We start from the raw sequence: 13,082 nt of genomic DNA on the forward strand, positions 1-13,082 counted from the left end.
ACACGGCCACCATTAACCGGGTCTTCGCGTGCCGTTCGGCGCGCGACAGGAACCGCCCGCCGATCAATGTGACGTGCCAACGCCGATGCGACGCTCGGTGACTACGCTCACAGGCATGACAGAGGCGCACACCGAAGTTCCGACGTCCTTCCCGCCGTCGGCGGATTTCGCCGCGGCCGCCAACGCCACCGTCGCTTTGTATGACGAGGCCGAGGCCGACCGTTTGGCGTTCTGGGCCAAACAGGCCGACCGGCTGGCGTGGGACACGCCTTTCACCGAGGTGCTCGACTGGTCTGATGCCCCATTCGCGAAGTGGTTTGTCGGCGGCAAGCTGAATGTCGCCTACAACTGTGTGGACCGGCATGTCGAGGCGGGCAACGGCGATCGGGTCGCAATCCACTGGGAGGGTGAACCACTCGGCGATTCGCGGGTGCTCACCTACGCCCAGCTCAAAGACGAGGTCTGTAAAGCCGCCAACGCGCTCATCGAGCTGGGCCTGACCGCCGGCGACCGGGTGGCCATCTACCTGCCGATGGTTCCCGAGGCCATCGTGGCGATGCTCGCGTGCGCGCGGCTGGGCGTGATGCACAGTGTCGTCTTCGCGGGTTTCTCGGCCGCCGCACTCCGCGCCCGCGTCGAGGATGCCGAGGCCAAACTGGTGATCACCACCGACGGCCAATACCGGCGCGGCAACGCGGTTTCGCTCAAGGAAGCTGTCGACGAGGCTGTCAAAGGACAAGAGTGCGTCGAGCACGTTCTGGTGGTGCGCCGCACCGGTATCGACATCGACTGGACCGAAGGCCGCGACTTGTGGTGGCACGAAACGGTGGACCCGGCGTCCACCGAGCACACCCCCGAGGCATTCGATGCCGAACAGCCGCTGTTCCTGTTGTACACCTCCGGCACGACCGGCAAGCCCAAGGGCATCATCCATACCTCGGGCGGCTATCTGACCCAGGCGTCCTACACCCATAGCAATGTCTTCGACATCAAGCCGGAGACCGATATCTATTGGTGCACAGCCGATATCGGCTGGGTTACCGGGCACACCTACATCGTGTACGGGCCGCTGTCCAACGGCGTGACCCAGGTGGTGTACGAAGGCACCCCGGCCTCCCCTGACGAGCACCGACACTTCCAAGTCATCGAAAAGTACCGTGTCACAATCTACTACACCGCACCGACCCTGATCCGGACGTTCATGAAGTGGGGCCGCGAGATCGCGTTCGCTCACGACCTGTCCAGCCTTCGCCTGCTGGGTTCGGTCGGCGAGCCGATCAACCCGGAGGCCTGGCGCTGGTACCGCCTGGTGTTCGGCGCGGACAAGACACCGATCGTGGACACCTGGTGGCAGACCGAGACCGGCGCCATCATGATCTCGCCGCTGCCGGGCGTGACGGACTGCAAGCCGGGCTCGGCCATGCGAGCACTCCCGGGTATCTCAGCCAAGATCGTCGACGACGACGGAAATGAGTTGCAGCACAGCACCGCCGACGGTGAACCCGTCACCGGCTATCTCGTGCTGGACAAGCCGTGGCCATCGATGCTGCGCGGAATCTGGGGCGATCCGGAACGATTCCGCGAAACCTACTGGGCCCGCTTCGCCGAGCGGGGTTGGTACTTCGCCGGCGACGGGGCCCGCTATGGCAGCGACGGCGAGGTGTGGGTGCTCGGCCGTATCGATGACGTCATGAACATTTCCGGACACCGGATTTCGACTGCCGAGGTGGAGTCCGCGCTCGTCGGGCACGCCGGTGTGGCCGAGGCCGCCGTCGTCGGGGCCACCGACGACACCACCGGTCAGGCGATCTGTGCGTTCGTGATCCTGAAGGCGCATCATGCCGAGATGTCGAACGAGCAGATGGTCAACGAGCTGCGCGCCGAGGTGGCCCGCGAGATCTCCCCCATCGCCAAGCCGCGCGAAATCCACGTGGTGCCAGAACTTCCCAAGACCCGCAGTGGGAAGATCATGCGCCGGCTGCTACGTGACGTCGCCGAGGGCCGCGAGCTCGGAGACACCTCGACGCTGTTGGATCCGACGGTGTTCGAAGCTATCCGGGCCAGCAAGAACTAAGAAGGCAACGCGTCTGTGGTCGGGACGAACCCGGTGCCGGGGCGGTTCTTGCCGGCGATGTCACCGAGGATCGCGTTGATCGACATCGTCACCGCCGGTGTGTGCAGCGGGATGAACTTGACGACGCAGGTTGGCAGGTCTTCGCTGAACGCGCCGTGGATCATGCCGACCAGCTTGTTGTTGACCGTCACCGGTGCACCGGAGTCACCCGGCTGGCCGCACACCTGGTTGACGATCGTGCCCGGATTCTGGCCCGGGCCCCAGGTGACACCGCACGAGTAACCGGTGGTCCGGCCCAGCTTGCAAGCGATCTCCCCGAAGGTCGGGTCGGGCCCGATGCCGTCGATCACGAAGCCCTTGTAGTTCGAGACCGGCTGCACCTTGGCGGGATCGAAACGGATCACCGCATAGTCGAGGTTGTCGTTACCGGCGACCATCGTGCCGATCACCCCGTCATCCGGCCGGTCCTCGGAGCCCACCTGGGCACCCGGGCCACCACAGTGCGCAGAGGTGAACCCGATGAGCGCGCCGGTGTTGTCGGTACCGATGGAGGTCAGCGTGCAGTAGGTGTCGCCGTTGACGACGATGCCGGCCCCGCCGCCGATCGGCACCTTGCCATCGGCCACGGCGGCCGGTGCAGGGATGAGAATCAGCGTGCCGAGTGCCAGGGCAACAGCCCCCGCCTTGCGCCGAACAGGCTGCGCCCTCGTCACTGGCAACCTCCATCACAGTCCGCCCCAACACAGCGAGTCTAGCGTGGTCACACCCGTAGCTTGCGTAACAGCTCAGTGGGTATCCGGCTGCGAGTCCGGCATGGCAACATGAACCGCGACGACAGCGAACAGTTGGAGGACAGCCGTGAGCAATGGCGATCGCACGAACGGGGTACCCGCCACCGTTACCTCGATTCCGCTGGTGGACCCGAACGCGGTACCCGCCAATCCCTCCATCGGCGACTTGGTGAAAGACGCCACCGCCCAGGTCTCGACCCTCGTGCGCGCGGAGGTCGAGCTGGCCAAGGCGGAGATCACCCGCGATGTGAAAAAGGGCCTGACCGGCAGCGTCTTCTTCATCCTCGCGCTGGTCGTGCTGTTCTACTCGACGTTCTTCCTGTTCTTCTTCCTCGCCGAGCTGCTCGACACCTGGCTGTGGCGCTGGGTGGCCTTCCTCATCGTCTTCCTCCTGATGGTGGTCACCACCGCGGTGTTCGCCCTACTGGGCTATCTCAAAGTGCGCCGGATCCGCGGGCCGCAACAGACCATCGAATCGGTGGGTGAGCTCCGCGATGCGCTGGCACCCGGCCACGACAAGCCGGCCGGCCAGGTCGCCACCACCAGCAGCACGCCGCCCAAGGACCCGTCGGGCTGGTGATGGCACAACCGGATCCGTCGGTCACCCGCATCGCGGGTCCGTGGCGCCATTGCGACGTCCACGCCAACGGAATTCGGTTCCATTGCGTCGAAGCGCAGGACGGCGCTGAAACAACGGCGGGCACGTCGCTGCCGCTGGTGGTCCTGCTGCACGGCTTCGGTTCGTTCTGGTGGTCGTGGCGTCATCAACTGCGCGGCCTGACCGGGGTCCGGGTGGTGGCCGTCGACCTGCGAGGCTACGGCGGCAGCGACAAACCCCCCCGCGGCTACGACGGCTGGACGCTGGCCGGCGACACCGCCGGGCTGATCCGCGCGCTCGGCCACAGCTCGGCGACCCTCATCGGCCACGCCGACGGTGGACTGGTGTGCTGGGCGACATCGGTTCTGCACTCGCGCGCGGTGCGAGCCATCGCGCTGGTGAGCTCACCGCATCCGTCCGCGCTGCGGGCGTCGGCGCTGACCCGCCGAGACCAGGGCCGGGCGCTACTGCCGACGCTGCTGCGCTACCAGCTGCCGGTGTTTCCCGAGCGAGCGCTCACCCGGCATAACGCAGCGGCGCTCGAAGACCTGGTGCGCAGCCGCGCCTCCGGAAAGTGGCTTGCCTCCGAGGACTTTTCGGAAGCCATCTCGCATCTGCGGCAGGCGATTCAGATTCCGTCCGCGGCGCATTCCGCTCTCGAATACCAGCGATGGGCCGTGCGCAGCCAATTACGCAGTGAGGGTTGGCGATTCATGAAATCGATGGACCGCCAGCTCGATGTTCCGCTGCTGCATCTGCGCGGCGACGCCGACCCGTACGTGCTCGCCGACCCGGTCGATCGCACCCAGCACTACGCGCCGCGGGGACGGTTCGTCTCGGTGGCCGGCGTAGGGCACTACGCCCACGAGGAAGCCGCCGACGAGGTCAACGAACACCTGCGCCGATTCCTGCACCAGGTGTACGGCCCGGCTAGGTGACGCAGGCCCCGGTGGGCACCTTCGCGGTGTTGCCGATCTTGGCCAGCTGACGCGATACCTCGTTGGCGGTCAGGACGAACCCGGTGTCGTTATCGTCCACCGCCGCACCGAATACCACGCCGAGTACCTGACCGGCGCGGTTTATCATCGGACCGCCGGAATTACCCTGGCGCACAGTGCCTCTGATGGTGTAAACCTCACGGTTGACCGTGGTGGTGCGATAGATGTCCGGGCCGTTGAGCTCGATGGTCTCGCGGACCCGCGCGGGAGTGGCGGCGAACTCACCGCCGCCGGGGTAGCCCAGCACCACCGCGTCGGTGCCGGACTTCGCCGGCTGGTCGGCGAACACCAGCGGACGCTGCGGCAGGTTCGGCACGTCGAGGATCGAGATGTCCTCGTTGGGGTCATAGGAGACGACGGTCGCGTCGTACGTCTGGCCCTCGGCCTCCACGGTGACGGTGTCGGAGCCGGCGACAACGTGGGCATTGGACATCACCCGGTTCGGCGCGATCACAAAGCCGGTGCCCTCCAAGACCTTTTGGCATCCCGGCGCGACACCTCGGATCTTCACCACGCTGGGCCTGGCATTGGCGACGACCAGGCCGTCGGCCAACGACGCGTCCGGGGCGTCGACCGCCTGAATGGGAGTGCGGCCGAACGGCTGCAGAACATCAGGCAGCCCGGAGGTACGCAGCAGTGCGGACATCCGCTTGGGCACCGCCTTGAGCCATTCGGGCGCGTACTTGTCCACCTCGGCAAGCACTTTCGAGCCGCGAGTGGCGGCGGCCAAATTCGGTTGATCCGACGACGTCAGCGGGCTGGCCAGCAGCCACGCCGCGACCATCACCACCACCAGCTGCAGCGCCACACCGATCACCGAATCGACGGTGCGCACCGCGCGATTGCGGATCGCGCCGCGCACCGCGCGGCCCAGCACCACACCGGCGACCTCACCGACCACCACCAGAGCCAGGATCAGGAAGAGCGCGGCAAACAACTTGCCGCGCGGCGAACTGATGTGGCTGACGATATGGGGGGCAAGCATCACGCCCGCGATGGCACCGAGCACCACGCCCACGAACGACATCAATGAGCCCAACGCGCCGGACCGCCAGCCCGAGATGGCCGCGACGAACGCCACAGCCAGTACGGCGATGTCCAGCCATTGCGAACTCGTCACAGAGGCTCCTCACTGCTACCCACGAGCGCCATCGCCTCGTCCAGCTCTCGAACATCTTCGGTGTTCCACGGTTGTGACCAGCCGGCCACGTCGAGCATCGCAGAGATTACGTGGCCGGTGAATCCCCACACCAGCATCTGGTTGAGCAGAAATGCTGGCCCCGCGAAACCGGGACCCGTCCCCGTCCGGTACACCATCAGCCGGTTCTCGGGATTCACGAAGGCACGCACTGGAACCCGCGCGACGATCGCGGTCTCGGCCTGATCGACCACGGCCACCGGCCCCGGATCCGGTGAGTAGGCCAACACCGGCACGACGTGAAAACCAGAGGGCGGGATGAACATTCGCTCCAGCAGGGCCAAGGTGTGCAAGCGGCGCGGATCAATTCCGGTCTCTTCCTGGGCTTCTCGCAGAGCCGTGACTACCGGTCCGGAATCTTGCGCGTCTGCCGCCCCACCAGGGAATGCGGCCTGTCCGGCGTGGTGCCGCAGGGTGCCGGCCCGCACGGTCAGCAGCAGGTCGGCATCATCAGGCAGCTGCTCGCCCGACATGCCGGAACTCGGCCCGGAGAACAGCACGAGAACAGCTGCGTCGCGCCCGCCGCCGGCATCCCGAGCCTTGGTGACCGCGGCCAGGAAGTCGGGCGGCACCTCACGGCGATATGCCTGCGGTACCAGGTCGACGTTGTCGACCAGCGGTGCCAGCCACGGCGGCCGATACTCCGGGGTGAGCGCGAAGGATCCCGCCGAGCGGGAGGAACCCTGCGTCACCGGCCCGTCTCTCTCATCTGTTGTCACTGCACTTGTCACTGCACTGCATTCTTCACCGCGGCGGCGATCTCGTCGGCACTGGTGAACGCTTGCGGCAGGATTTTGGCAACGCTACCGTCCGCGCGCAGTACCACTGTCGCGGGCATCACGTTGGGTACGTTCAGCGCCGCGGCGATCCGGCGCTGACCGTCCTGCAGCGTGGGCAGCCGCACACCCAGCTCGGCCAGCCGCAGCAACGCCGCCGTCTCGTTCTCGTCCTGATGAACCGTCACCACGGTGACATCGGGACCTACTCGGCGCTGGTAGTCCGCCATCGCCGGCAATTCCTCGGCACACGGCCCGCACCAATAGGCCCACAGGTTCACCACCACCGGGCGACCGGCCAAGGCACGGGCGACGTCCACATCCGCACCGTCGGCGGCGCACTCGACGACGATGCCGCGCAATTCCTGTGGACCGGGATTGTCGGCCACCGCCGGGCACGGTGGTAGGTCGGCCCGCTGCCGCGGCTCGGCCAGCGCCTCGGGCGTGTCGGCCTCACGGTGGGTGCGGGCCGCCTGCGCACCGGGCGCGCTGCCGGTTCCCGGCGGGGTGTGACCGAGCGAGAGCGCCAGCGCCGTGACGATCGCGGCCGCCACGGCGAGCACCAGCAGCGTCCAGCGAGTTGATGTCGTCATATGTGCAGCGCCGGCCGAACGGTCAGAGCCCGGCCAGCGCCAGCAGATGCTCGGTTTCGGGTCCCTTAACCAGCGGTGCGGCGAGCAGCGGGTCAGTAGGTCCAAGGCCGAATGACGGGCAGTCCTTCGCCAGCACACAGACGCCGCACGCGGGCTTGCGGGCGTGGCAGACACGGCGGCCGTGGAAGATCACCCGGTGACTCACTAGCGTCCACTCGCTGCGCTCGATCAAGTCGCCGACGATGTGCTCGACTTTCACCGGGTCTTCCTCGGCAGTCCACCGCCAGCGGCGCACGAGCCGGCCGAAGTGGGTGTCCACGGTGATGCCGGGTATGTCGAACGCATTGCCCAGCACCACGTTGGCGGTCTTGCGCCCGATGCCGGGCAGCGTCACCAACTCATCCAGCGTCTTGGGTACCTCGCCGTCGAACCGTGCCTCGAGCTCCTGACCCAGCCGGATCAGCGAATTGGCTTTATTGCGGTAGAAGCCGGTGGGGCGGATCAGTTCCTCGAGCTCGGTCCGGTCGGCCTGGGCGTACTCCCGGGCGGTTCGGTACCGCGTGAACAGTGCCGGGGTGGTGAGGTTGACCCGCTTGTCGGTGGACTGCGCCGACAGGATGGTCGCGACCGTGAGCTCCAGCGGATTGGTGAAGTCGAGCTCGCAGTACACATGCGGGAAAGCCGTGGCCAGCCTCCGATTCATCCGGCGGGCGCGCCGCACCAGGCCCAGATGAGTCTCCGAATCCCACTTCTTGGCCTCAGTCGTGGTCAGCGCCGGTGTCTTCGCCGCGCCGCGGGCGGTTTTACGCCTGGTCGGCGGGCTGTCCGTGGTCACGCTGCCAGGGTACTGACTCCGGTGCGTCAAGCAGCGGACTGACCGGTGACAATTTGTAATCCCGCTGAGACCTTGCCCGTGTTTACTTTCCCCCGTGACCTGGTTGCTCGCGGTGTGTGTCCCCGGGCTTTTGATGCTGTGCACGTTCGGGTTGCAGCACCTCGAAGAGGCGTTGCAACCCGAACGCGCCGCCGCCGACGACGTGACCACGTATCTGGAGCAGGCCGCCACAAAGGCACTGCCGCCGGCGCCGCCCAGGGCCGAAACCCAGCCTCGGCGGGTCGAAGTGCATTCCCGCCTGAGCGTCGATGAGCCCGGTTTGCCTACGCATCCGTTCGCCCATGTGCAGCCGAATCCGCAGTTTCACCGGACTCAGTACGCCAATCGTGTGTAGCGTTGGCACGTTGCAAGACCGGCTGCTACTAGACTGATACTGCCCAGCACTACAGTTGGCCTGCGCATTTCACATCATCGAAGAGTTTAAGAGGGGCGACGTGGACGAGATCCTGGCGAGGGCCGGAATCTTCCAGGGAGTTGAACCCAGCGCGGTCTCCGCGCTGACGAAACAGCTGCAGCCGGTGGACTTCCCGCGTGGACACACAGTCTTCGCCGAAGGCGAGCCCGGCGACCGGCTGTACATCATCATCTCCGGCAAGGTGAAGATCGGCCGCCGTTCCCCGGACGGGCGGGAAAATCTGCTGACGATCATGGGCCCGTCGGACATGTTCGGCGAACTGTCGATCTTCGACCCGGGCCCGCGGACTTCCAGCGCCACCACCATCACCGAGGTGCGCGCGGTCTCGATGGACCGTGACGCGCTGCGGGCGTGGATCGCCGATCGCCCCGAGATCGCCGAGCAGTTGCTGCGTGTGCTGGCCCGCCGGCTGCGCCGCACCAACAACAATCTCGCCGACCTGATCTTCACCGACGTCCCGGGACGGGTCGCCAAGCAGCTCCTGCAGCTGGCTCAGCGGTTCGGCACCCAGGAGGGTGGCGCGCTTCGCGTCACGCACGACCTCACCCAAGAGGAGATCGCTCAGCTGGTCGGAGCGTCGCGTGAAACAGTTAACAAGGCACTGGCCGACTTCGCCCATCGCGGATGGATTCGCCTGGAGGGCAAGAGCGTGCTGATCAGCGACAGCGAAAGACTGGCTCGCAGAGCGCGCTAGCTCCGCAGGTAGTCCAACTGGGCGCGCACCGATTTCTCGGCGGCGTCCCATAGTTTCTCGTCGACGTCGGTATAGACGTGCTCGACCACTTGGCGCGCGGTGGCGTCATCGCCCAACGCCCGCACGGCTTGGCGCACCTGCTCTAGCCGTTCCTCACGGTGCGCCAGGTACAGGGCGGTCACCGCTTCCAAATCGTCGAGATCGGGCCCGTGGCCGGGTAATACCGTCCGCCGTCCCAGCCCGTGCAGTCGCCGCAGGGAGTCCAGGTATTGGGTCAGGCTGCCGTCCTCGTCGTCGATGACGGTGGTGCCGCGGCCGAGCACGGTGTCAGCGGTCAGTACCGCGTCGTCGACCAGGAACGAGAGCGAATCCGCCGTGTGACCTGGGGTAGCCATCACCGTGATTCGCAGCCCCGCGGCGTCGATCACCTCGCCGTCGGTCAGCGGGCCGCCGAGTCCGCGGAGAAAGCCGCTACCCACCGACCGGACGACCGCGCCGGTCAATTCAACGATCGTGTCGATGCCACCCGTGTGGTCTTCATGCTTGTGGCTCAGCAGCACCAGCGGAATCTTGCCGAGTTCGGCCAGCCGGCCGATGTGTTCGTCGTCGTCGGGACCGGGGTCGACAATCACCATCTCGGCACTGCCGTGGCCCCTGAGCACCCAGGTGTTGGTGCCGTCCAACGTCATGATGTTCGGGTTGTCGCACAGTAGGACGGAGGCCGTTGCGGTCACCGGCCTCAGCACGCCGTAGGCGGGGTGTTCGCTCACACCACCTCGACGATGAGCTCAACCTCCACCGGCGCGTTCAGGGGCAACTCCGACACCCCGACTGCCGAACGGGCATGCGCGCCCGCCTCGCCGAACACCTCAGCGAGGAGCTCCGAGGCTCCGTTGATGACGCCGGGCTGGCCCGTGAAGCCGGACGCCGACGCGACGAAACCGACGACCTTGACCACCTTGGTCACGGTGTCGAGGCCCACCAGGGCGTCGATGGCGGCCAGGGCGTTCAGCGCGCACAGCCGGGCGGCGTCCTTGGCTTGTGCGGGGGTGACGTCGGCGTCGACCTTACCGGTGTGGATCAGGCTGCCGGCCTCGATGGGCAGCTGTCCGGCGGTGTAGACGAGATTGCCGGTACGCACCGCCGGCACGTAGGCGGCCAGCGGTTTCGCAGGGGTCGGCAGCGTCAGCCCCAAGTCTGCAAGACGCTGGGAAGCGCTCACTTGGGCCGCTTCAAATAGGCGACATGCTGCTCCCCGGTGGGACCCGGCAGGACCGCGACGAGCTCCCAGCCGTCGGCACCCCACTGGTCGAGGATTTGCTTGGTCGCGTGGGTCAGCAGCGGGACCGTGGCGTATTCCCATGTCGTCGGTTGGCTCATGGCCGAAGCTTATCGCTCGGCACCAAAGACACTAGGACCCGCAGGGCCTTGGCTAGCATGCTCTGATGGCGACCACACCGAGCGATGGCAGCTCTCTAGCTTGGCCTTCCCGGCTGACCAAGGCCCGCTTGCATTTTGTGACTGGCAAGGGCGGTACCGGCAAGACCACGGTGGCCGCGGCACTGGCGCTGACGTTGGCCGCCGGCGGGCGCCGAGTCCTGCTCGTGGAAGTGGAAGGGCGCCAAGGCATTGCGCAGCTGTTCGACGTTCCGCCGCTGCCCTACGAGGAACTGAAGATCGCCACCGCCGATGGTGGCGGTCACGTGAACGCGCTGGCCGTCGACATCGAGGCGGCGTTCATGGAGTACCTCGACATGTTCTACAACCTGGGGCTGGCCGGCCGGGCAATGCGACGTATCGGCGCGATCGAGTTCGCGACGACAATCGCTCCCGGCCTGCGGGACGTGCTGCTCACCGGCAAGATCAAAGAGTCGGTGGTGCGCCTGGACAACAAGAAGAAGCCGGCTTACGACGCGATCGTCGTCGACTCTCCCCCGACCGGGCGCATCGCCCGGTTCCTCGATGTCACCAAGGCCGTCTCGGATCTGGCCAAAGGCGGTCCGGTGCACTCCCAGGCTGACGGCGTGGTGAAGCTGCTGCACTCCGATCAGACCGCGATCCACCTGGTCACCCTTCTCGAGGCGCTGCCCATCCAGGAGACCATCGAGGCCATCGATGAGCTCAAGGAGTTGGGTCTGCCGATCGGCAGCGTGATCGTCAACCGCAACATCCTGCCGTTCTTGCCCGCCGCCGACCTGGCCAAGGCCGCCGAGGGCGATATCGACGCCGACGCGGTGCGGGCGGGTCTCCAGCGGGTGGGAATCACGCTGCCGGACGCCGACTTCGCCGGGCTGCTGACCGAGTCGATCGAGCACGCCAGCCGCATCAAGGCGCGCGCCGAGAGTGCGGAGCAACTCGACCGGTTGAACGTGGCGCGACTCGAGCTGCCGACGATTCCTGACGGCGTTGACCTTGGAAGCTTGTACGAATTGGCGGAAACGCTTGCAGAGCAGGGGGTCAGGTAAATGAGCGGCACACCGCCAGCACTCGACATGAGGTCGATCCTGGAAGACAAGTCCAATCGGGTCGTGGTGTGCTGCGGCGCGGGTGGAGTCGGCAAGACCACCACCGCCGCGGCGATGGCACTGCGGGCCGCCGAGTACGGCCGAGCCGTCGTGGTACTCACGATCGACCCCGCCAAGCGACTCGCGCAGGCGCTGGGAATCAAGGAACTCGGCAATACCCCGCAGCGGGTGCCACTGGCTCCCGAGGTGCCCGGTGAGTTGCACGCGATGATGCTCGATATGCGCCGCACGTTCGACGAGATGGTCGTCGAATACTCGGGATCTGAACGCGCACAAGCGATTCTGGACAACCAGTTCTATCAGACGGTAGCCACGTCGTTGGCCGGCACGCAGGAATACATGGCGATGGAGAAGCTCGGCCAGCTGCTCGCGCAGGACCGCTGGGACCTCGTGGTCGTGGACACGCCGCCGTCGCGCAACGCACTGGACTTTCTCGACGCCCCCAAACGGCTGGGGAGTTTTATGGACGGCCGGCTCTGGCGGCTGTTGTTGGCGCCGGGCCGGGGCTTCGGGCGCCTGGTGACCGGCGTGGTCGGCCTGGCGATGAAGGCCATGTCGACGATCCTGGGGTCGCAAATGCTGGCGGACGCGTCGGCGTTCGTGCAGTCACTGGATTCGACGTTCGGCGGATTCCGGGAGAAGGCCGATCGCACCTACGAGCTGCTCAAGCGACGCGGGACGCAATTCGTGGTGGTCTCGGCGGCCGAGCCCGACGCGCTTCGGGAGGCGTCGTTCTTCGTCGACAGGCTGTCCGCCGAAGGTATGCCGCTGGCCGGGCTGATCCTCAACCGGACCCACCCGACGCTGTGCGCGCTGACGGTCGAGCGGGCTATCGATGGGGTCGCCGAGCTGGAGGCCAACGGTTGTGCCACCGACGGTGACCAGCTGGCGGCGGCGGTACTGCGGATTCACGCCGATCGCGCGCAGACCGCGAAGCGGGAAATCCGGTTGCTGTCGAGATTCACTGGAGCCAACCCACATGTCGCGGTGGTCGGCGTCCCGTCGTTGCCGTTTGACGTGTCCGATCTGGACGCCCTACAGGCGATTGCCGATCAGATCACCGGCGCAACATAATGACGGCGGTCGACGAGCACCAGGCTCGGCTGGCAAGTTAGCTGACGCTGCGGTGCTTGCGCTGCGCGGCGAAGAATTCCGACCAAGACACCACTTCAGGGTGCTGCTTGAGCAATGCGCGGCGCTGACGCTCAGTCATGCCACCCCACACACCGAATTCCACTCGGTTGTCCAACGCATCGGCACCGCACTCGGCCATGACCGGGCAGTGCCGACAGATCACGGCGGCCTTGCGCTGCGCCGCACCGCGGACAAACAGCTCGTCAGGATCGGTTGACCGGCACAAAGCCCGCGACACCCATACGATCCGAGCTTCCGCCTCAACGCCTTGGACGGAACCGTTCAACAGTGCTGCGCTTTGTTTGCGGGCAGCAGTCCGAATACCTGACACCGACGATCCCCTTCGTCCGGCCGCAACCGCGGCTGACAATCTTCTGGTGTAGGCCGCGTA

At 66.4% G+C, this 13,082-nt stretch carries 16 protein-coding genes; 7 read left to right on the forward strand and 9 right to left on the reverse strand.

From position 1 onward, the window contains the following. Positions 1 to 85: 85 nt before the first annotated feature. Positions 86 to 2,074: an acetate--CoA ligase gene (gene acs, locus G6N13_RS05820; RefSeq protein WP_407663874.1), complete on the forward strand. Its 1,989-nt coding sequence runs from the start codon at positions 86 to 88 to the stop codon at positions 2,072 to 2,074. On the opposite strand, the gene G6N13_RS05825 is transcribed toward acs, so the two are convergent. Then, entirely contained in the window at positions 2,071 to 2,742 is a 672-nt protein-coding gene (locus tag G6N13_RS05825) for a S1 family peptidase (protein ID WP_170310476.1), read from the reverse strand. The genes acs and G6N13_RS05825 overlap by 4 nt on opposite strands. Before the next feature lie 190 nt (positions 2,743 to 2,932). On the opposite strand from G6N13_RS05825, the gene G6N13_RS05830 reads away from it, so the two are divergent. Next, entirely contained in the window at positions 2,933 to 3,445 is a 513-nt protein-coding gene (locus G6N13_RS05830) for a phage holin family protein (RefSeq protein WP_163695192.1), read from the forward strand. After that, positions 3,445 to 4,401 (forward strand): alpha/beta fold hydrolase, encoded by a 957-nt coding sequence (locus G6N13_RS05835; protein ID WP_163695193.1) that lies wholly within the window; start codon positions 3,445 to 3,447, stop codon positions 4,399 to 4,401. Before G6N13_RS05830 ends, G6N13_RS05835 begins: the two co-directional genes overlap by 1 nt. On the opposite strand, the gene marP is transcribed toward G6N13_RS05835, so the two are convergent. Genes marP through nth form a run of 4 tightly spaced genes read right to left on the reverse strand, consistent with a single transcriptional unit; the run spans position 4,394 to position 7,800 of the window. Next, on the reverse strand, positions 4,394 to 5,581 hold the full coding sequence (gene marP / locus G6N13_RS05840; protein ID WP_163695194.1) for an acid resistance serine protease MarP: 1,188 nt from the start codon (positions 5,579 to 5,581) through the stop codon (positions 4,394 to 4,396). The genes G6N13_RS05835 and marP overlap by 8 nt on opposite strands. Beyond that, complete coding sequence (locus tag G6N13_RS05845; protein WP_163695195.1) at positions 5,578 to 6,351, reverse strand: NUDIX hydrolase; 774 nt, start codon at positions 6,349 to 6,351, stop codon at positions 5,578 to 5,580. Before G6N13_RS05845 ends, marP begins: the two co-directional genes overlap by 4 nt. 35 nt (positions 6,352 to 6,386) lie before the next feature. Further along, on the reverse strand, positions 6,387 to 7,028 hold the full coding sequence (locus G6N13_RS05850; protein WP_163695196.1) for a TlpA family protein disulfide reductase: 642 nt from the start codon (positions 7,026 to 7,028) through the stop codon (positions 6,387 to 6,389). A gap of 22 nt (positions 7,029 to 7,050) precedes the next feature. After that, complete coding sequence (gene nth / locus G6N13_RS05855; protein WP_163701762.1) at positions 7,051 to 7,800, reverse strand: endonuclease III; 750 nt, start codon at positions 7,798 to 7,800, stop codon at positions 7,051 to 7,053. A gap of 157 nt (positions 7,801 to 7,957) precedes the next feature. Between nth and G6N13_RS05860 the strand changes: the two genes are divergently transcribed. Further along, positions 7,958 to 8,257, forward strand: a complete 300-nt coding sequence (locus tag G6N13_RS05860) for a hypothetical protein (protein ID WP_163695197.1) — start codon at positions 7,958 to 7,960, stop codon at positions 8,255 to 8,257. Positions 8,258 to 8,357: 100 nt separating this feature from the next. Further along, positions 8,358 to 9,032, forward strand: a complete 675-nt coding sequence (gene crp / locus G6N13_RS05865; RefSeq protein ID WP_005138643.1) for a cAMP-activated global transcriptional regulator CRP — start codon at positions 8,358 to 8,360, stop codon at positions 9,030 to 9,032. Here crp and G6N13_RS05870 read toward each other — a convergent pair. Genes G6N13_RS05870 through G6N13_RS05880 form a run of 3 tightly spaced genes read right to left on the reverse strand, consistent with a single transcriptional unit; the run spans position 9,029 to position 10,412 of the window. Then, positions 9,029 to 9,802: an MBL fold metallo-hydrolase gene (locus G6N13_RS05870; protein WP_163695198.1), complete on the reverse strand. Its 774-nt coding sequence runs from the start codon at positions 9,800 to 9,802 to the stop codon at positions 9,029 to 9,031. The genes crp and G6N13_RS05870 overlap by 4 nt on opposite strands. Next, positions 9,799 to 10,254 (reverse strand): RidA family protein, encoded by a 456-nt coding sequence (locus G6N13_RS05875; protein ID WP_163695199.1) that lies wholly within the window; start codon positions 10,252 to 10,254, stop codon positions 9,799 to 9,801. The genes G6N13_RS05870 and G6N13_RS05875 overlap by 4 nt, the downstream gene beginning before the upstream one ends. Next, positions 10,251 to 10,412 carry a Sp36 family protein gene (locus G6N13_RS05880; RefSeq protein WP_005138621.1) on the reverse strand — a complete coding sequence of 54 codons (162 nt, stop codon included), beginning with the start codon at positions 10,410 to 10,412 and terminating at the stop codon, positions 10,251 to 10,253. The genes G6N13_RS05875 and G6N13_RS05880 overlap by 4 nt, the downstream gene beginning before the upstream one ends. 62 nt (positions 10,413 to 10,474) lie before the next feature. On the opposite strand from G6N13_RS05880, the gene G6N13_RS05885 reads away from it, so the two are divergent. Then, on the forward strand, positions 10,475 to 11,497 hold the full coding sequence (locus tag G6N13_RS05885; protein ID WP_179965139.1) for an ATPase BagA: 1,023 nt from the start codon (positions 10,475 to 10,477) through the stop codon (positions 11,495 to 11,497). After that, on the forward strand, positions 11,498 to 12,631 hold the full coding sequence (locus G6N13_RS05890) for an ATPase BagB (protein ID WP_163695204.1): 1,134 nt from the start codon (positions 11,498 to 11,500) through the stop codon (positions 12,629 to 12,631). 37 nt (positions 12,632 to 12,668) lie between these two features. Here G6N13_RS05890 and G6N13_RS05895 read toward each other — a convergent pair whose 3' ends face one another. Then, the gene (locus tag G6N13_RS05895; RefSeq protein WP_163695206.1) at positions 12,669 to 13,022 is read right to left on the reverse strand and encodes a WhiB family transcriptional regulator; all 354 of its coding nucleotides are present in this window, start codon (positions 13,020 to 13,022) and stop codon (positions 12,669 to 12,671) included. Positions 13,023 to 13,082: the final 60 nt, after the last annotated feature.

The organism is Mycolicibacterium sarraceniae (assembly GCF_010731875.1).
GTDB lineage: Bacteria > Actinomycetota > Actinomycetes > Mycobacteriales > Mycobacteriaceae > Mycobacterium > Mycobacterium sarraceniae.

Coding starts and splice junctions, on each gene's coding strand:
- acs (WP_407663874.1), top strand. CDS start 86: ATGCGACGCTCGGTGACTACGCTCACAGGCATGACAGAGGCGCACACC.
- G6N13_RS05835 (WP_163695193.1), top strand. CDS start 3,445: ATGGCACAACCGGATCCGTCGGTCACCCGCATCGCGGGTCCGTGGCGC.
- G6N13_RS05850 (WP_163695196.1), bottom strand. CDS start 7,028: ATGACGACATCAACTCGCTGGACGCTGCTGGTGCTCGCCGTGGCGGCC.
- G6N13_RS05880 (WP_005138621.1), bottom strand. CDS start 10,412: ATGAGCCAACCGACGACATGGGAATACGCCACGGTCCCGCTGCTGACC.
- G6N13_RS05890 (WP_163695204.1), top strand. CDS start 11,498: ATGAGCGGCACACCGCCAGCACTCGACATGAGGTCGATCCTGGAAGAC.